Source organism: Acidithrix sp. C25, from assembly GCF_904848545.2.
The window spans coordinates 368,044-386,145 of sequence record NZ_CAJHCI020000001.1 but is presented as its reverse complement, the minus strand read 5'-3'; the positions used below and the strand labels follow the sequence as shown (position 1 = coordinate 386,145).

The window sequence follows — 18,102 nt, the reverse complement described above, 5'->3', positions numbered from 1 at the left end:
ATCGAATAACTTAACAGAGTCAATTAAATAGTTAACTCGACTGTTGACTCGTTTGACTTGCAAATAGTAGGAAGTCCGACTATCTTATATCATATGAATATGAATGACCTACATCTCCCAGATGGTCCAATAAGGTTCGTAACTGCCGCTTCACTCTTTGATGGCCACGATGCTTCGATAAACATAATGCGCAGACTTTTGATGTCCCAGGGCGCCGAGGTCATTCATCTAGGTCACAATCGTTCAGTCAAGGAGATAGTCGAGACTGCTATCGAAGAGGACGTTCAAGGCATCGCCCTTAGCTCATACCAGGGCGGACACGTAGAGTTTTTCAAATATCTTGTAGATCGTCTCAAGGAAGAGGGCTCCGACATCAAGGTCTTTGGTGGTGGAGGTGGCGTTATCGTCCCTCATGAAATCGCCGAACTGGAGCAATATGGGGTAGCAAAGATATTCTCACCAGAAGATGGACAAAAATTAGGCTTAGTAAAGATGATCAACCTGCTGATAAAAGCCGCCGATCACCGAATTCCCATCATAACCTCAGATAATGTCGCACGAATTCCACTTCGCGACCCCAGGGCAATCGCGAGGGCGATAACAAATATCGAAGATGGGACTCTTGATGAATCATCCAAAAACGCGATCAGCCAATACGCCAGCGCCGGGCACAAAGGCGTCATCCTTGGAATAACCGGAACTGGAGGTGCCGGTAAGTCATCACTCACCGATGAACTTATTCGTCGCTTTAGAATTGATCACTCGGACAAGATCTCAATCGCAGTACTTGCTATCGATCCAACGAGGCGCCGTGGTGGTGGCGCTCTGCTTGGAGATCGTATCCGGATGAATGCGATCGATTCCCCAAATATCTTCTTTAGGTCAATTGCAACCCGCGGTGCTTCTAGTGAAATTCCAAGTTACACCGCGCAGATACTCGAAGTACTCCAAGCGGGAGGCTTCGACGTAATTATCGTAGAGACCCCTGGAATCGGACAAGGAGACACTGCAATAACTGCGATTGCGGATCTTTCACTCTATGTAATGACACCCGAGTTTGGAGCTGCATCCCAACTCGAAAAGATCGACATGATCGACTTCGCAGATGTCATCGCCATCAACAAATTTGATCGCCGCGGTGGCGAAGATGCACTTCGCCTAGTCGCACGTCAGTGGGTTAGAGAGCACTTTTCAAGTGGCCTAAATGTTAGCGACGCCCCGGTCTTTGGCACGATTGCATCAAGGTTTAACGACGACGGCACAACCGCCCTCTATAAATACATTTCAAGTCTCATTGCACAAAGAAGAAGCGATCTAGTTGGAACACAGATCAAGGGGACCCAAACCCGTCATTCAACCCACGAGCGACAGATAATTCCAAACGATCGTGTTCGTTACCTCTTTGATGTAGCTTCGACAATTCGTGGATATCACCAATTCACCCTCAAAACTGCGGAACTGATCAGGAAACTAGAAGCACTTCAATATACACAAACGCTACTTGAAATCCCCCAACTCGCTAACGAGATATCGTCGCTGGAAGATGCGATCGGCCAAAACGAACTTCAAGTCGTAAAGCATTATCAAGAGACCAAAGAGCAAATTTTAGCCAAGAACCATAGTGAAAGCTACAACAGAATTTCGCTATCCGGCAATGAAATTCCTGCTATCAGCTTTCCCCGATATAGCTCAAAGGCTGATATCTATCGCTTTGTCAAGAGCGAAAATCTCCCTGGCCACTTTCCTTATGTAGCGGGAGTATTTGCCTATCGTCGTCGCAATGAAGACCCAGCCAGAATGTTTGCAGGAGAAGGTGACGCCTTTCGAACAAACCGCCGCTTTCACCTCTTGGCAAAGGGGCAAAGTGCAACTCGTCTCTCAACCGCCTTCGACTCTGTCACCCTCTATGGCCGTGACCCAGATCTGCCCCCAGACATCTATGGCAAAATTGGCACCTCTGGAGTGTCAATAGCAACCCTTGACGATATGAAAGTTCTCTATAGCGGCTTCGACCTCTGCGACCCCAAGACCTCAGTCTCGATGACCATCAATGGCCCCGCCCCAACGATCCTTGCCATGTTCTTCAATACGGCAATCGATCAGCAGTTAGAGATCTTTGAAGCAAATCTGGGACGAAAACCAACCACCGCGGAACAAAGCGAGATCGAAGCCCATGTTCTATCGACAGTCCGAGGAACAGTTCAAGCCGATATCCTAAAGGAAGACCAAGGCCAAAATACCTGCATTTTTTCAACAGAATTCTCGCTCAAGGTAATGGGTGATATACAAGAGTTCTTCGTTGAGAACGCCGTGTCCAACTTCTACTCAGTCTCTATATCTGGATATCACATCGCTGAAGCAGGTGCCAACCCCATAACGCAGTTAGCTTTTACCCTTGCTAACGCCTTCACTTACGTGGAGGCATACCTTGCGCGTGGTATGAACATAGATGCATTCGCTCCCAACCTCTCATTCTTCTTCTCGAATGGAATGGACCCTGAGTACAACGTCATTGGTAGGGTGGCCAGACGAATTTGGGCGATAGCGATCAAGAACATCTACGGCGGAAACGACCGTTCACAACGCCTCAAATATCATATTCAAACGTCAGGTCGATCTCTTCACGCCCAAGAGATCTCATTCAACGACATTAGAACGACGCTTCAAGCACTTTGTGCAATCTACGATAACGCCAACTCGCTCCATACAAATGCCTACGACGAAGCGATTACGACGCCAACCGATGAATCCGTACGGCGTGCCCTAGCTATTCAGATGATCATCAATCGAGAGTGGGGGCTGACAATGAATGAAAATCCGCTGCAGGGAAGCTTTGTCATCGACGAATTGACTGATCTTGTAGAGGAGGCAGTCCTCAAGGAATTAGAGCGGATCTCGGAACGCGGTGGCGTGCTAGGTGCCATGGAAATGGGCTACCAACGAAGCAAAATCCAAGACGACTCAATGTATTACGAGGAGCGAAAGCACTCAGGTGAGCTACCAATCATCGGGGTCAATACCTTTTTAGCTCCTGAAGACTCCAATCAACCACAGATTGAACTCAAGCTAGCCCGTGCTACCGAGGAAGAAAAGATGGGACAAGTTCAAAGAGTCGCCCAATTCAAAGAAAAAAACAAATCCGAAGCAGAATTAGCTCTAGAGCGGCTCCAAGCCGTAGCATTGGAACACGGGAATATCTTTGGGGAGCTGATGAAGACGACTCGAGTAGCTACCTTGGGTCAAATCACAAATGCGCTCTTTGAAGTTGGCGGGATCTACCGCCGTAATGTGTAGCTTAAAATGATGTAGATTCCATGCAACTGAAAGTGAATCTGAATACACATGGACGATGACTTCGATCCGATCGCCGAGGCTAAGGCTAATTGGGACAAACGATGGCCCGAACATTCTACCTACATGGCTGCAGCAACTTCAATCATGAGAGCCCAGCAGCTGATACTGAAGGCTGCCGACGACTCCCTAAAGCCCTATGGACTCACCTTTGCTAGGTACGAGGCGTTGATGCTTCTCTCTTTCACCAAGAAAGGGGAACTTCCGCTAAGCAAATTAGGACAGCGCCTCATGATCCACCCAACATCTGTCACCAATATCATTGACAAACTTACAAGTGATGGACTGGTAGAGCGAATATCTCACCCTACCGACAGGCGAACGACGCTAGCCCGCATTACAGATCTTGGAACGAAATTGGCGCAAGAAGCAACAAAAGCAATTCATGACGTAGATTTTGGAATAGGACATCTCAAAGAAAATCAAAATCTCGAACTCATCAAACTGATTAACGCTGTTAGGGGTTTAAGCAAATAATCCGCAAGATCACCTGCAAAGAAATCCCCCACACCTCTCGACCACAATACAACTAAGCGACAGGGTTCAGTCAGCACTTGTTGCCGAAGAGGTTTTTTGACAAACTTCCCCTAATTCAGCCGCCATTACCGTGGGAAACCCAGTCCAAGTCGCTCAACTATCGCAATTACCCGTTGATATCGCCCAGTCAAATTATTTGACTAAGTTATTAGGATCATTTTTTAGCCAAGCTATCTCGCTAAGCGATCTAGTTGAAGTATCCAGTCAAGGCCTATGGGATTCAAATTCGTTGATGAAATGGAGCCATTGAACCAACGGGAGCGCAATCGGTTTCCGTAAGGGAGGGGTCAAGCGACCTCATCCTTTCTTGGTCTCCCTGATTTACGTCTAGGGAGTTTCTGATTTTCTATGTACTTCTTCACCGTCTCTAATGGTGCTCCACCACAAAACACTATCGGCTATGAGGGCGACCAGAAGCGACTTCCCCACAAAGCATCTTGGATCTCCGGCCAGTTCTTTGCCCTCACCCTCATGGCGGAGAGCGTCTTCATAGACATCACCAGCCTTGATAAAGCAACTTTCGGTGGATAGGTAATTAGCAGGTGTACATGATCACCGTCTGTCTCAAAAGCATCAAGGGTGACATCAAAACGAGTACACACCTCAAGAATCGCAGACTTTATCTCGTCACTTACTGTGTGCGTCATCACATTACGTCGATATTTAGGTGCTAATACGATGTGTGCATGTAATTAATAGACAACATGCCTTTCATTGCGCCAATCATCATTCATGTAATGGAATATAGTGCTTAGTAAATAATGCTATAAGAGGTATATCCGGTAGTGGATTATCCAATGACGAAGTAGCTGAGTTCTTGGATTCCTGGTGTGCTCGTGCTTCACGATCACAGATACCTAGCTTTGTCAGATTGTCAAAGACAATTCGAACCCATAAAGATGGAATTATGGCTGCTATTGAGCCCCCTAGCTTGAAAAGGGTGTCTCCAACGGAAGAGTGGAGTGTCTAAACAATAAAATTAGATCCGCCATTGCTAGATGCTATGGTCTTCACTCTGCAAAATCAACACTTGCTTTGGTGATGCTTTCATGCGGTCCGATTGATCTCAAGCTCCCCTACGAAGGGGTTGCTTGATCCACATATATGTTAGGAGAGCCGACAAATCTACGGTAATCACAAATTGATTAAATTACCTTTTGAGCCTCAATTAAAGTCTGACAACAACCGATGCCAGTGTCACGAAAACGATTAAACCGAACGCCGCGGTTGCAAAGAGAATCACGTCATTTGTATTTCCCTCATATTCTCTCACTATCACACAATTTGCAACGGGTTCCAATCTTACTTATGCGCGACCATCGTTTGACCATCAAACGGGGGCAACACCTTCTATGAGTCCCGTAACATTATCCGGAGGAGGTTTGGAAAGGCCGAAGACTACTTGATCCCAGCTGACCGCCTTCGATGTAGGTTTATCAACAAAATTTGCATCTGGGAAGTACGCATTAAGGCAAAAGGTGACAATAGCGAAGTACGCTTTGTCGGAGAAGATGACGTCTTCGAATGACGCCTTACCACGAAACTTTGCGCCTTCAAGTTGAATATCTATCAAAGCAGCTTCCGACAGGTCAAAGTCACGATTATTCCAGATGAGAGCGTCATTTTCATCTTCACGAACGTGGTTTGCAATAAGACTGCTAATGTTTCGCTGACCTGTATCTCTTCAGAATAAGATGCATCAAATGGCATAAGAAGATAGGCACAAAGGACGTCGACGCACATCTGGCGTTGGGTCCCCCAGTCATGGGCAAGGCGTGCCATCGCTGTCACACCAGCAAGGCGAACCGCCGCCTTTTCATGCACCCATATGCTCGGCTGCCCTAGAATAGCGGTCAGTTAAAGCAACTTCCACCGCTGACTTTTGTCCCCGATAGTTCGCTACCAAGCCGACCGCGGCACCGACACCAGCGGTTAACCCGAATGCGTCTCGCGCAAAAGATTCCCCAATAGTCAATGTAGGAAGAAGACCAGTTCTGACCCAGAAGACAAGTACGGCCAAACCCGCCAAAGCCACCGTTCCACCTAGCAGCCAGAAAATAACTCGGGACGCAGAGTGAAACAGTCCATAACTCGGGAACGACTTCCACCGTTTCAAGAAATTTCACCACTAAGTTGGATTGCCTTGCTCCCGTTTCGCATTTGTCACTCCAGTATCGCTTATCTAAAATCATCCTTAGAGGGAGTCGCTGGCCCAACAGTAGTTAAACTCGGGACGCAGAGTGAAACAGTCCATAACTCGGGAACGACTTCCACCGTTTCAAGAAATTCCACCACTAAGTTGGATTGCCTTGCTCCCGTTTCGCATTTGTCACTCCAGTATCGCTTATCTAAAATCATCCTTAGAGGAAGTCGCTGGCCCAACAGTAGTCAAACTCATGAAACCATACTGAGAGCCATCAACTCGACTTTACGAGCTTCGGTTTCAGCTTCAGATCGATCTAAAAGCTATCGCCCAAAGACAATTGGGATCACTTCTCCACTTAAAAACACCACAGGGCATACCTTCATTCAAGAAGACACCCTCTTTCCTCAACGACAATGGATCGATCGACCAAAAGGAACTTTCGTGTAATCTCTTGGGAAGCCAGTGTAAAATTCTCAATTCGTAGCGGTTTAGCGCGGTGCTACTTCTATTAGATATCCAACCTATACAGAGACTCCCTAGATATGCGAAACCATTGTCAAAGACCCCTCCACTCATAAAGGGAGTGAACGCCCACCAAATTGTGAGACCCTGAATTTGGATTCGTATTACAAAAAAGCAAGTTTTACTCTGGCAATTCAAATAGTGTCTGATCTAGCCATCAGCTTTGGACTATAAATATAAAGACGCACATTCCGAACTTGGGACCAGATAGTTGAAGAGCCTTTTTGATAAATATGAAATTTCAAGTTATGAACTTTCAAGCAGATCATATCACGCCCCACATGTAACAAACCTAAATCGAAGAGACCGCTTCAGCCAACGCTACATAAGCTACCTAAAAGAGCGAGCGATAAACCAAGTTGGAATAATCGTCACAGAATACGCCAGTGTTACAAGTGATGACTGGCCCTATGAGTATGCTCCACTTGCTCCTCTGCTTGGGCCATCTCTTCGTGGCCTCGTCGACCAAATCCATGAAACTAACGCCAAGGTAATCTTTGGATTAAGCCATAGCGGTGGCCAAGGCTCAAGTGCGTATTCTCAACAAGTCCTCTTGGGACCTAGCCCATTTCCAGAGACAAATTCACGAGAGCTTTGTACCGGTGCGTCGAAAGATCAAATCAAAGAGATAATCAATGGCTTTTGCAATGCCTGCAAAATCGGACTCGAGGCTGGTTGTGACGGTATTGAGATCAATGGAGGACAGTTTTCTCTAATTCGCCAATTTCTCTCGTCGCTAACCAACGTCCGAGACGACGAGTATGGTTCTGATAGGCTTCGGCTTCTGAACGAGCTCACCGAAGCGACTCGCAAAATTATGGGTAATCGCCTAATAGGCCTTCGCCTATCGATCGACGAATTAGCCCCTTGGGGAGGAATCAGCCCCGAAAATGCTCACGAAATTACCGATCAATTTCGAGATCGCTTTGACTACATCGCGATCGAGCGCGGTGGAATTTACAGTCAAAGCGAGACCGACCCAGACTTTCACGCTGGCATCCTCTTCATGGCTGATGCCATAAAGAGGATGCCGCCAAAGGTCGAATCACGCCCCCGAATCGTCTTTGGTGGTGGAATCTACACGATCGAAGATGCCAACTTCGCTCTAAATGAGCTAGGTGCGGACCTGGTCGATCTAACAAAAGTCTTGATCGCCGATTCCATGTTCGTAACCAAATCAGCCAAAGATCTTGCACCAACCCCATGTATTGCATGCAATCGCGGATGCTGCGTGAGAGATTCCAGAAACCCTCCGATCTATTGCACTGTAAACCCACGCGTCGGAAATGAGGACACCCAGCCAAAGACCCAGATAAAGTCTGTGACGCATCGAAATTTAATGGACAAGCCCAAGCCACGTCTATCTATAGTCGGCGGTGGAATAGCCGGCATGCACGCGGCTCTTGAGGCTGTTGGTCACTTCGACCAAGTCACCATCTATGAAGCTAGCTCGCATCTAGGTGGCCTATTGGCAAAATACTCCCCATTTCACCCTAACTATCACATGCAGGCGCTTCTCAGCTACTACATCAAACAGATCAATGAGAGCCCCATAAAATTGCTCTTAGAATACGAGGTGGATCCAGATGAATTGATGGAGCGACAGTCGTCCCTAAACCCAATCATCATTGCATCAGGCTCTCAATTCAATACCACCATTCCAATCCATTGCGACCTTGGACAATTCGATTTAGGGCCAAGGGTAATCTCGCCAATTGAGCTCTTTAGTACGGCAGAAGAGCTCGCCGGAAAATCGATAGTTATCTATGATCCAATTGGAGCCGAGACCGCGGTTGCACTAGCTGACTTTTTGATCCTTCAAAATATCTCCTTTCACTTTGTCACCACTGATTCAATCATTGGCACAGGCCTCTCTCTTACCAATGACTTAGTTGGCGCAAATCATCGACTACTTAGAAGTGGGAACGAAGTCACCTACGAGGCCGTCTCCCCAATAGTCCAACACGACGGACTCCACCTGATAAGCTCCTTTAGTTCTGAATTAATCAAGATTCCTTGTGACATTATCGTCGATGCTTCGCCTTATAGGGCAAATGACATACGATGGCGCGATCTTAATTTTGAATTAATCGGTGACGCACAAGCTCCACGAACGCTGGCCCATGCAACCTATGACGCAAAAGTCGCGATCGAGGGAGTCATCGAAAAACTCTATGCATCTACAAATCAAGGGGGCCACTAGAGGTGTACGACTACCTATTTTCACCCCTCAAACTTGGGCCAATCACGCTTTCTAATCGAATAATCTTCTCGGCGCATTTAACCAACTATGCCGTTGATCAGCTTCCGACTGACCAACACGTAAAGTACTATCAAGCCCGTGCAAATGGTGGAGCAGGTCTGATCATCACCGAGGAACACTCGGTCCATCCCACCGATTGGCCCTATGAAAAGCTGATCCACGGCTTCGACAAAAAAGTAATCGAGGGATACAGGGCTATTACTAACGCAGTTCACGCTCATGGAACGCCAATCTTCGCACAGATCAACCACAACGGCTCTCAAGCATCGGGTATGTACTCAAGAAGAGCGGTCTGGGGAGCATCGCCAATCTATGACCCCTTATTTAGAGAAGTTCCCCACGAAGTAACCGAAGATGAGATCTTCGAAGTGATCGATGGATACGCCAACGTAGCCAAAAATGCCATCGAGGGAGGTTTCGACGGGATCGAGCTTCAATGCTCTCACTCTTCGATCGTGCGGTGTTTTCTATCGGGCGCGACCAACCATCGCTCAGATAGGTGGGGCGGGGATCTTCAAAATCGTTCGAGATTAATGCTCGAGATTATCGATCGTGTTCGCGCTACTATTGGCCCCGACAAGGCACTGGGTGTTCGGATCTGTGGAGATGAGCTAATCGAAGGAGGGATGCGAATCGACGAAGCGGTTGAAGTCGCCAAAGCGGTCGATGCCACAAAGTCAGTCGACTACATAAATAGCTCCATTGGCGTTGCAACCGCCTCTCTCTTTGCCATCGAAGCCTCGATGGCGATACCACCTGGATACAGCCTCTTTATCCCAAGCGCCATTCGAAAAGAGGTCTCGATACCAGTTGTTGGAGTTGGAAGATTCAAAGATCCACTTCAAGCTGATAAGGCAATCGCCTTAGGCCACTGCGATCTAGTCGGAGTCGTTAGAGGACAGATCGCTGATCCAGACTTCGCCAATAAAGCAAAGGGTAAGGATCTTCAAGCTATTAGGTACTGCCTCTCTTGCAATCAAGAGTGTGTTGGTCGCATGGGACTCAATCGATGGCTTGGCTGTATTGAAAATCCAAATACTGGACGAGAGGCAACTCCCGAAGAAAAGGTGAACTTTCGATCCAAAGCAAAGGGCCAAGACTATCCAAAGGTCGCAATTATCGGGGCGGGACCCGCTGGCCTACAGGCTGCTATCTCTCTTAGTCAAGCCGGCGCAATAGTTGCCCTAATTGAGGCGAGCCCAAATCCCGGAGGCCAAATCCTTCTTGGCGCTAGTCTCCCCGCTCGAAACGAGATTGGCGACCTGGTTAGAAATCAGCTAAATGCACTTCGAGAACTTGGAGTTGAGATAACCACCAACACCAAGATAACTGAAGACGATTTAGCGGAGCTCAATGCGGATGCAATAGTTGTGGCATCTGGCTCATCACACAACAAACCATATTGGATCTCTGACTATCAGGGGTCGGACGAAGATCAAATGAGCATCAGCGACGTCAACTGGCTCTTTGAGAAAAGGGTCCAGCCCAAGGCAGGTGAGACCGCAATCATCTTTGATGAATTAGGCTTTCACCAAGCCACCTCGGCTGCGACCTATCTCTTGGACCGGGGGGTAAATGTCGTCTTTATCACCCCCTCGATGGTTATTGCTCAAGACCTTGGAGTTACCTTGGACTTGGAGCTGTGGAGGGCGTCGATGGCGGGACGAAATATTACCTTCTTGCGAAATACCCTTGGAACCCATGTCGCTCAAAAAACCCTTGGAACCCTAAATCATATAATCGGTAAGACCGATTCAATCTATGGAGATCATCTCTTTTTAGCCACCCATAGACGCTCCAACAACGAGCTCTACCATCACGCGCTCCAAGCCAAAATTCCAGCCATTGCCATTGGTGACGCATTGTCGCCTCGGCGCGCACATAGCGCGATCTTAGAGGGCCAAAGAGCACCCCAAAGTCTTGCTTTGTTACTAGGGGAATCTCGCTCATCTCGCCTTGGAGCCCTTAGGTGATCAAAAACAAACTATCGCCTAACTCGAGACCGTCAAATAACCCCTCAACTTCAAATCCACAAATAATCGTAGTGATAGATGGGCCATATGTACCGGGTCCACTAAATGCGATCTCTTCAAGATCGATCTCAATCAATCTTGCGATCATGGTCCATCGCTCAGCCCTAAAAGAGGCGCTCTTGTCACTTTCCAAAGCCCAAGAAAAAGCACGCGTCAATCTCCTTATCCTAGAAGACGACTCCTGTGAGGCCAAAGCAACGGCCCTTGGCGAATTGATCCAAAGACACGCCAATCAAAATGTCGTAATCGTCGGAACTGCTCAGATAATCGCATTAGCCGGTCGTCTAAGCGCAACATTGAATCGACTCGCTATCGGACCCTTAGAAGAGGTACGAGCTCAAGCCTTTAGAGTCAGAGAGAGATCGAAAAAAATCCGCTGCTACCCCATCGCTCAAAACAACCTGATCGCTTACTACCTCCATAACGACCACAGAGGAGCCAAATCTAATCAATCCCAAGAGCTCAGCATCGCCGCTAACCACGCAATGAGATGGATTGAAGATCATCTCTCAAGCCAAGTGCCATCGATGCAATCCTCCACAGACTCCCCCGATATTCCCGGCGAAATCGAAGACAATCTCGCCAATGACTTAGCATACGAACTGGCAAATGCCATGGGAAATAAACTGGCAAAAGGCCAAGCCAACGACAATAATAATGACAATGACGACAACAACGAATCTTGTGCACCCGGGCAACTACCACTTCTTACTAGCACTCATCTCATCTATAAAGACGGAGAATGCCTTGGGCATTTGATTGGGGAGTTAGCAACATCAAAAACCTGGCAACTTACAAATGATAAGGGTGACCCTATAATTTCGACCACCGTCATCGAAGTTGCCAAGGATCAAAGTGCTGGATTATTCGATGCTCCAATTGTCTTTGGAATCGGAGCCGGAGTTGGATCCAAAGCTGCCTTTGCCAAAGTGGTAGAAGCAGCCAAACTCCTTGAGGTTCAATACGGGGCCACAAGGGTAGCCTTTGACTTTGGTTGGTGTGGCCACGATAGGCAAATTGGAACTACTGGCATCTCGATAGAGCCAAAACTCTATGTGGCCTTTGGAGTTTCTGGGGCGCCTCAACACATGGGTGGAATCGCTCGAGCCCAGGAGATGATCTCAATCAATATAGATGAGGGTGCGCCAATTACAAATTCGGCCGACCTATCCATAAAAGCAGATGCAACAGCGGTGATCGAGGCAATAATAGCTCGAGTAACATCTAATGCCACTTCCACCACTTCGAACTAACAAAGGGCCATAGTTGACAAAAGACCATAACCCAAATGTCGAATGGGACGTAATCGTGGTAGGTGCCGGCCCCGCGGGCTCAAGCGCTGCAATTAGCGCTGCCAGGTTGGGCCTTTCGGTATGTCTAATAGAACGAGGAAGAGCTCCTGGCTCAAAGAACCTCTTTGGCGGGGTCGTCTACCCTGCTATCTTATCGGAGCTAATTCCTAACTTTTTAGAAGATGCCCCGATAGAACGAGCCATCTCACGAAGAGTTACGATGGCAATAGATGGCAATAGATCCACCTCACTGGTGGTTGACAACCCCAACTGGGTAGATGAGATTCCAAATGGATTTACCGTAAAGCGCTCCCTCTTTGACTCTTGGTTGGCCGACCAAGCGGTAAAAGAAGGCGCCACTCTGCTAAATGCAACGACAGTTACCTCCCTAGATCGCTCCCTTGCAAAAAACGCAAAGACGCTTGTCTATACGGATCGGGGCGATATTCCACTTAGCGCCAAGGTGGTGATCGCAGCCGATGGTGCGAACTCGTTCATAGCTAAAGAGGCTGGCCTCTTTAGCGAGCTCAGCTCGCACCACTACACCCTTGGGGTCAAAAGAGTAATTGAACTAGACGAGACCACAATAAACGAACGCTTCAATCAGCCAAATAGCTTCCAGGGCACCGATATTGAGATCCTTGGGTGCACCATGGGAGTAAGCGGAGGGGGGTTCTTATACACCAATCGGTCATCGATCTCAATTGGTGTCGTCCTCTCGCTCGATTCTTTTTCAAAATCTAAAGTTCGTCCTGAGGAGATCCTCTCTGGGTTGTGCAACCACCCATCGATCAAAGACCTCATAAAAGGTGGAACTGACTTAGAATATGGCGCTCATTTGATTCCTGAAGCAGGAAAAAAAGGTTGGCCCGAGCTCTATAGCGATGGCCTTTTAATCGCTGGTGACAGTGGATTTATGTGCCTAGCGGCTGGCATATGGCTCGAAGGTGTCAACTATGCAATAGCATCAGGAGATCTAGCCGGTAGGGCTAGCGCACAAGCTATTAGAAAAGGCGACGTTACAAAAGAGGGCCTCTCGATCTACAAGAGACAGATAGATGAGAGCTTTGTGGGTAAGAATCACTCTAGATTTCAATCAGCCCCAGAGCTGGTGATGTCTCCAATCGTACAAAACAAGATGCCCAAACTCGCTTGCGACATCTTTGACGAACTCTTCAAAGTGCGAGACCCCCTCCCAAAGGTTGGTATTCCAAAGGCGATATTCTCGGCGATAAAGGCAAACAAGATCTCAAAGAAAGAGTTGATTCAACTAGGAATCAGAGGGTTTCGATCGTTCAAATGAATAAATTTACCAATGAAACTACAAGGTGAAGATGACGCCCGACAACTCCCCAAAGATCGTATTCAACCGCCCAAAAACCACAGTTGCTCCAAAGAAAAATGACCAAATCATCGTCGATGATGTTCTTGAGAGTGTGAACTTTAGGATCTCACCTAAAGCCCACATAGTCTTAAATTCAACGATCTGTGAAAGCTGCTCAGATCGTCGATGTCTCATAGCCTGTCCAGCCTCATTATTTGTTGAAACTTCAAATGGTTCGATGATCTTCAACTACGAGAACTGCTTTGAATGTGGGACTTGCTATTTGGTCTGCAACCAAGAGGGCGCAATCACATGGAACTACCCAACTGGCGGCTATGGGGTAGACTTTTTGCACTCCTAGTCACGCAGACAACCTAGCTAAGTCGCAACTTTGTGCAGCGCCTTGCCTATTTCTTTGACTTTTCGTTGGCCCATCTTTCGCAGAATTCCCGAAGAATCGCGCCAATTGGCCCCTTTCGAGGCGATTCTGGACGATTTTCCACTGAGGTGATTTACATAAGCCCTCGCAGATGGCTATTAGGTCTTTTTGGGTTGCGAATGTAGTGTCCTAATTTTTGGCTAGTTTTAATGATAACTTGCATTACCCCTGAAATGGTGCTATTATCTTGTTGTGTTTATCCGTGAAACTCCAACAATTAACAAAAAAAAACCGGCGTGAGCTAGTCAGATAAGCGCGACCCATTGCCGAGCCGTGCTTATCCCATTTTATGTGGCTAATAATTAGTATCAGCAGTTGTTGGGGCGGAAGACGTCAGTGCATTTGCTGAAAGGGACCACTATCGATCCTCGCCCTATTTTTGGCTACAGTAGATCTTCCATCAAGGACTCGGGATGGCTAGGAATCCTCAAGTGAGCGAACTGGCCAGTAAAGCCGCGGAATATCAAAACTGTCATTTAGAAATGGCTTAGTTGATAAGAAAAACGTATTGGCATAGAATTACACAAACCACTTATAAAGAGCTTTGGAATGCCGAAATGACCATTTGGGTATTTAGCTGGCCAAGCGGGCTTGGCCTTGGATTACCAAAGTCGCAAATGTAATGCCTGATTGTAATGCCTGATTGTAATGCAAAGAAAACGATAACATGAGGCAGGGCCTAGGTGATTGGGTCAGTGTGCCGCTCGCCAATCACGAAGGGCTGTTTTTTATTGGTCAAGCAATTTTAGCGAAACTGCTGGCGGAGTTTGTATTTCAAGACCTTGCCACCCACCGTCTCTGGCAATTCTTCGACAAAGATTACCGATTTCGGAGTTTCAAAGCCTGCGAGGCGCTCGCGACAAAAAGCTATGATCTCGCCTTCGCTTGTGCCTCCGAGTTCGAGGGGAACCACCACTGCAGTAACCGCCTCGCCCCAACGTTCATCTGGGACTCCAATAACCGCAGCCTTTGTCACCCCGGGGTGCTGGTGCAAAATCGCTTCCACACGAATCGTAGAGACATTTTCACCACCAGATTTCACTATATCCTTGAAGCGATCGACCATAATGCGAAGACCTTGCTCGTCATAGACACAGCTATCCCCTGAATGAAACCATCCGTCACGAAAGGCTTCTCCGGTGGCGGCGGCATCGAGATAGTATCCTGCCGTAACAGCTGGCGATCGATAGATCGCCTCACCGGCCACCCAGGGCTGGCCCTCGAGTGACTCGCCCATAGCGTCAACGACCACCGATGCCAGCATGGGGTTTGGCACCCCCACGTAGTTGTGCTCCGGTGCAGTTCTCTCATAAACTTCAGGCCATTTATCTGGCCAAAAGCGATGGCAGGATATGCACTCAGTTTGACCAAAGATCTCTACTGCAACAAGATCGGTGCCGGCGCGTTCTTTGAGAATTTGAAGGGTCGCAGGCGACAATGCCGCCCAGCCATAGACGATCACACTGAGACTAGAAATATCATGTTCGCCACTATCGGTCGCGACCACTTTGGCAAGAGCATTTACCATCGCTGGTGATCCACCCCAGAGTGCGGTAATCTTCTCTTGGGTGATTGCCGCTACGATCGATTCCGCTACCGGGCGCCTTCCGATAATAAGGGTCCCACCGCTGAAAAAGGCTGGAAAAGTAAAGACCTGGTCAGCTACGTGATAGATGATTGGAAGAAAGGTCGCCAACTTTAGGTCACATTCGATGTGAATACCCCGAGTTAGGGTAAGGGCAAAGCTATAGGCACCCATAACCGAGCCGGAGTGGCTTATCATCGCCCCCTTGGGAAGCGCGGTAGTGCCAGAGGTAAACAGTATCTCCCAGATGTCATCGCCGTGAATGACCACCTTGGGCTCGCTAGAGGGATAGCCCGCCACGAAGTCGCCAAAGGTGAGGCTTGAATCTATCGCGCCGCCGCCGATGGGAATAGTTACATCCACACCTAAGCCCGCAGCCCTAAAAGCCTCCTTTGCACGCACCCAAAGTTCGGAGTCAACCACGCTAAAACGTGGTTGTGTTCGAGCAATTAGCTCTGCCACTACATCAGGTGCTAGCGAGGGATTAAGCGGAACCCCCACTCCACCAGCTTTGGCGATAGCAATCTTAGCCACAAAGGCTTCAACTGAGTTCTCACAAAAGAGCAGCACTCGATCGCTTTGGGTAAGACCCCGAGCAATCAGCGCATTGGCGAAGCGGTTGGCGAGCTCGTCTGCCTGGCGATAGGTAAGGCGGGCAAACTCGGGGTGGCCATAGGCTCCCTCCCACCCGATAATCGCCTCCTTGTTAGGGTAGCTCCAAGTGACGCGCTCAATAACATCACCAATGCTGGTGCGCTCCCATCTATTGATCGCGCGCCGACCACTTAGGCTCGTCACATCGATGTCCATCGCCGGCTCCCCGCTAAAAATAGCTACTACTAGTGAATTCTAATTTCCTTGATGCTAGCAAATCTGGCATCGGTCATCGTGAAATAGCCATATTTTTTCAATAAATGAGCCAAATTATTGCAAGAATCTACTTTAGCGTCATCTAAAGTACTTCTTAGTGAATCACCAGTAACATTCGTCTGGTCTGAGAGAGGTTACACTTGCCAGTTCTAAAATCCACTATCGACCCCTCTAGTGAGACTTATCTCCAAAATCGACGTGACCAGCTCGCGGCGGTCGCCGCCTTGGATGAGCAACTCGAAGCGGTCCGCGCTGGAGGTGGTCCGAAGTATGCCCAGCGCCATCACAATCGCGGGCGACTTTTGGCACGCGAACGCGTCGAACTCCTAATTGATCAAGACTCACCTTTTTTGGAGCTCTCCGCTCTCGCGGCCTGGGGTAGCGAATTTGCAGTTGGCGCGAGTATCTTGACCGGCATCGGGATAGTAGAGGGCGTAGAGTGCGTCATCATTGCTCATGACCCCACACTTCGAGGCGGCGCAATGAATCCCATCAGTCTAAAAAAGAACCTGCGCGCCCTGGAAATTGCACGATGTAACCGCCTTCCGGTTATCAATCTCGTGGAGTCCGGGGGAGCGGATCTTCCCACCCAATCAGAACTCTTCGTTCCCGCAGGACGGTTATTTCATGATCTCACCGCACTATCTGCGATGGGTATCGCCACTATTGCCCTAGTCTTTGGAAACTCCACTGCCGGCGGCGCCTATGTTCCAGGGATGTGCGACTACGCGGTATTAGTCGATCGTCACGCCAAGGTCTTTCTCGGAGGACCCCCATTGGTCAAGATGGCCACAGGGGAAGACGCTGACGACGAAGCTCTCGGCGGTGCCGAGATGCACTCACGTGTCTCTGGCCTTTCGGACTACTTTGCCCTCGATGAGCTCGACTGCATCCGTATCGGACGCCAGATCATTAGCGATCTCCACTGGCGCAAGCTCGGCCCACCTCCGTCGCCGAAGGTTGATCCACCTCTATATGATCCCGAAGAGCTTCTTGGTATCGCTTCAGGCGACTTTCGCATTCCTATGGACCCCAAAGATGTTATTGCCAGAGTCGTGGATGGCTCGCGTTTCGACGAATACAAGGCACTTTATGGCACAAGCCTTATTACGGGCTGGGCTTGGATCCATGGTTATCCAGTGGGGATTTTAGCGAACGCTCGCGGCGTCCTCTTTGGCGATGAGGCAAAGAAGGCAACCGAGTTCATTCTTTTAGCCAATCAGAGCGACACCTCGCTGATCTTCTTGCAGAACACAACGGGATATATGGTGGGAACCACCTATGAACAAGATGGGATCATAAAAGACGGCGCGAAGATGATCAACGCTGTCGCCAATTCCACCGTACCCCACATCACCATCAACATCGGAGCTTCATTTGGGGCCGGAAACTACGGAATGTCGGGTCGAGCCTTTGATCCGCGCTTCATGTTCGCATGGACCAATGCCAAACTCGCAGTGATGGGAGCACAACAACTCGCCGGGGTGCTCTCCATCGTGGCGCGCCAAGGGGCAGAGGCGGCGGGGCGTGACTTCGATTTAGAGGCCGATGCGACCCGAACCCTCGCAATCAAAGAGCAGATAGAGCGCGAATCGCACGCTTTTTACATCACCTCACGCCTCTATGACGATGGTGTCATCGACCCCCGTGATACCCGTACGGTCCTTGGGATCGCACTTTCAGCAGCACACTCAAATCAAGTACAAGGACGCCAGGGCTTTGGCGTCTTTCGGATGTAAG

At 48.7% G+C, this 18,102-nt stretch carries 15 protein-coding genes; 9 read left to right on the top strand and 6 right to left on the bottom strand.

Translation table 11 applies throughout. The annotated features are described in order from the left end of the window. Positions 1 to 99 precede the first annotated feature (99 nt). The gene (gene icmF, locus ACIDITHRIX25_RS88225) at positions 100 to 3,294 is read left to right on the top strand and encodes a fused isobutyryl-CoA mutase/GTPase IcmF (protein ID WP_201732367.1); all 3,195 of its coding nucleotides are present in this window, start codon (positions 100 to 102) and stop codon (positions 3,292 to 3,294) included. Positions 3,295 to 3,342: 48 nt separating this feature from the next. Further along, a complete protein-coding gene (locus tag ACIDITHRIX25_RS88220; RefSeq protein WP_052605375.1) occupies positions 3,343 to 3,828 on the top strand; it encodes a MarR family winged helix-turn-helix transcriptional regulator in 486 nt (161 codons plus the stop codon). 458 nt (positions 3,829 to 4,286) lie between these two features. On the opposite strand, the gene tnpA is transcribed toward ACIDITHRIX25_RS88220, so the two are convergent. Next, positions 4,287 to 4,535, bottom strand: coding sequence for an IS200/IS605 family transposase (gene tnpA / locus ACIDITHRIX25_RS88215; protein WP_502756196.1), 249 nt, complete (start codon positions 4,533 to 4,535; stop codon positions 4,287 to 4,289). A gap of 119 nt (positions 4,536 to 4,654) precedes the next feature. Between tnpA and ACIDITHRIX25_RS88210 the strand changes: the two genes are divergently transcribed. Then, positions 4,655 to 4,858, top strand: coding sequence for a transposase (locus ACIDITHRIX25_RS88210; protein WP_502756205.1), 204 nt, complete (start codon positions 4,655 to 4,657; stop codon positions 4,856 to 4,858). 360 nt (positions 4,859 to 5,218) lie between these two features. On the opposite strand, the gene ACIDITHRIX25_RS88205 is transcribed toward ACIDITHRIX25_RS88210, so the two are convergent. From ACIDITHRIX25_RS88205 to ACIDITHRIX25_RS88195, 3 genes are read right to left on the bottom strand one after another with little or no spacing between them, the layout of a single operon-like run. After that, the gene (locus tag ACIDITHRIX25_RS88205) at positions 5,219 to 5,461 is read right to left on the bottom strand and encodes a hypothetical protein (protein ID WP_201732363.1); all 243 of its coding nucleotides are present in this window, start codon (positions 5,459 to 5,461) and stop codon (positions 5,219 to 5,221) included. Further along, a complete protein-coding gene (locus tag ACIDITHRIX25_RS88200) occupies positions 5,458 to 5,712 on the bottom strand; it encodes a hypothetical protein (RefSeq protein WP_201732362.1) in 255 nt (84 codons plus the stop codon). Before ACIDITHRIX25_RS88200 ends, ACIDITHRIX25_RS88205 begins: the two co-directional genes overlap by 4 nt. Then, entirely contained in the window at positions 5,705 to 6,004 is a 300-nt protein-coding gene (locus ACIDITHRIX25_RS88195; protein WP_201732361.1) for a hypothetical protein, read from the bottom strand. Before ACIDITHRIX25_RS88195 ends, ACIDITHRIX25_RS88200 begins: the two co-directional genes overlap by 8 nt. Positions 6,005 to 6,767: 763 nt before the next feature. Here ACIDITHRIX25_RS88195 and ACIDITHRIX25_RS88190 point away from each other — a divergent pair. The 4 genes from ACIDITHRIX25_RS88190 to ACIDITHRIX25_RS88175 are packed head-to-tail and all read left to right on the top strand — an operon-like array spanning position 6,768 to position 13,447. Continuing rightward, positions 6,768 to 8,759, top strand: coding sequence for an oxidoreductase (locus ACIDITHRIX25_RS88190; RefSeq protein ID WP_201732360.1), 1,992 nt, complete (start codon positions 6,768 to 6,770; stop codon positions 8,757 to 8,759). Positions 8,760 to 8,761: 2 nt separating this feature from the next. After that, positions 8,762 to 10,792 (top strand): mycofactocin system FadH/OYE family oxidoreductase 2, encoded by a 2,031-nt coding sequence (locus tag ACIDITHRIX25_RS88185; RefSeq protein WP_201732359.1) that lies wholly within the window; start codon positions 8,762 to 8,764, stop codon positions 10,790 to 10,792. Further along, a complete protein-coding gene (locus tag ACIDITHRIX25_RS88180; protein WP_201732358.1) occupies positions 10,789 to 12,105 on the top strand; it encodes an electron transfer flavoprotein subunit alpha/FixB family protein in 1,317 nt (438 codons plus the stop codon). Before ACIDITHRIX25_RS88185 ends, ACIDITHRIX25_RS88180 begins: the two co-directional genes overlap by 4 nt. Positions 12,106 to 12,118: 13 nt before the next feature. Continuing rightward, on the top strand, positions 12,119 to 13,447 hold the full coding sequence (locus ACIDITHRIX25_RS88175; RefSeq protein ID WP_201732357.1) for an FAD-dependent oxidoreductase: 1,329 nt from the start codon (positions 12,119 to 12,121) through the stop codon (positions 13,445 to 13,447). An 18-nt stretch (positions 13,448 to 13,465) separates the two neighbouring features. Here ACIDITHRIX25_RS88175 and ACIDITHRIX25_RS88170 read toward each other — a convergent pair whose 3' ends face one another. Then, a complete protein-coding gene (locus tag ACIDITHRIX25_RS88170) occupies positions 13,466 to 13,717 on the bottom strand; it encodes a hypothetical protein (protein WP_249685623.1) in 252 nt (83 codons plus the stop codon). On the opposite strand from ACIDITHRIX25_RS88170, the gene ACIDITHRIX25_RS88165 reads away from it, so the two are divergent. Then, complete coding sequence (locus tag ACIDITHRIX25_RS88165) at positions 13,611 to 13,829, top strand: ferredoxin family protein (protein ID WP_349632142.1); 219 nt, start codon at positions 13,611 to 13,613, stop codon at positions 13,827 to 13,829. The genes ACIDITHRIX25_RS88170 and ACIDITHRIX25_RS88165 overlap by 107 nt on opposite strands. Before the next feature lie 823 nt (positions 13,830 to 14,652). On the opposite strand, the gene ACIDITHRIX25_RS88160 is transcribed toward ACIDITHRIX25_RS88165, so the two are convergent. Then, a complete protein-coding gene (locus tag ACIDITHRIX25_RS88160; protein WP_052606226.1) occupies positions 14,653 to 16,302 on the bottom strand; it encodes an AMP-binding protein in 1,650 nt (549 codons plus the stop codon). 200 nt (positions 16,303 to 16,502) lie between these two features. Here ACIDITHRIX25_RS88160 and ACIDITHRIX25_RS88155 point away from each other — a divergent pair, with 200 nt between their 5' ends. Next, positions 16,503 to 18,101 carry an acyl-CoA carboxylase subunit beta gene (locus ACIDITHRIX25_RS88155; RefSeq protein ID WP_052606225.1) on the top strand — a complete coding sequence of 533 codons (1,599 nt, stop codon included), beginning with the start codon at positions 16,503 to 16,505 and terminating at the stop codon, positions 18,099 to 18,101. The last annotated feature ends 1 nt before the right edge of the window (position 18,102 follow it).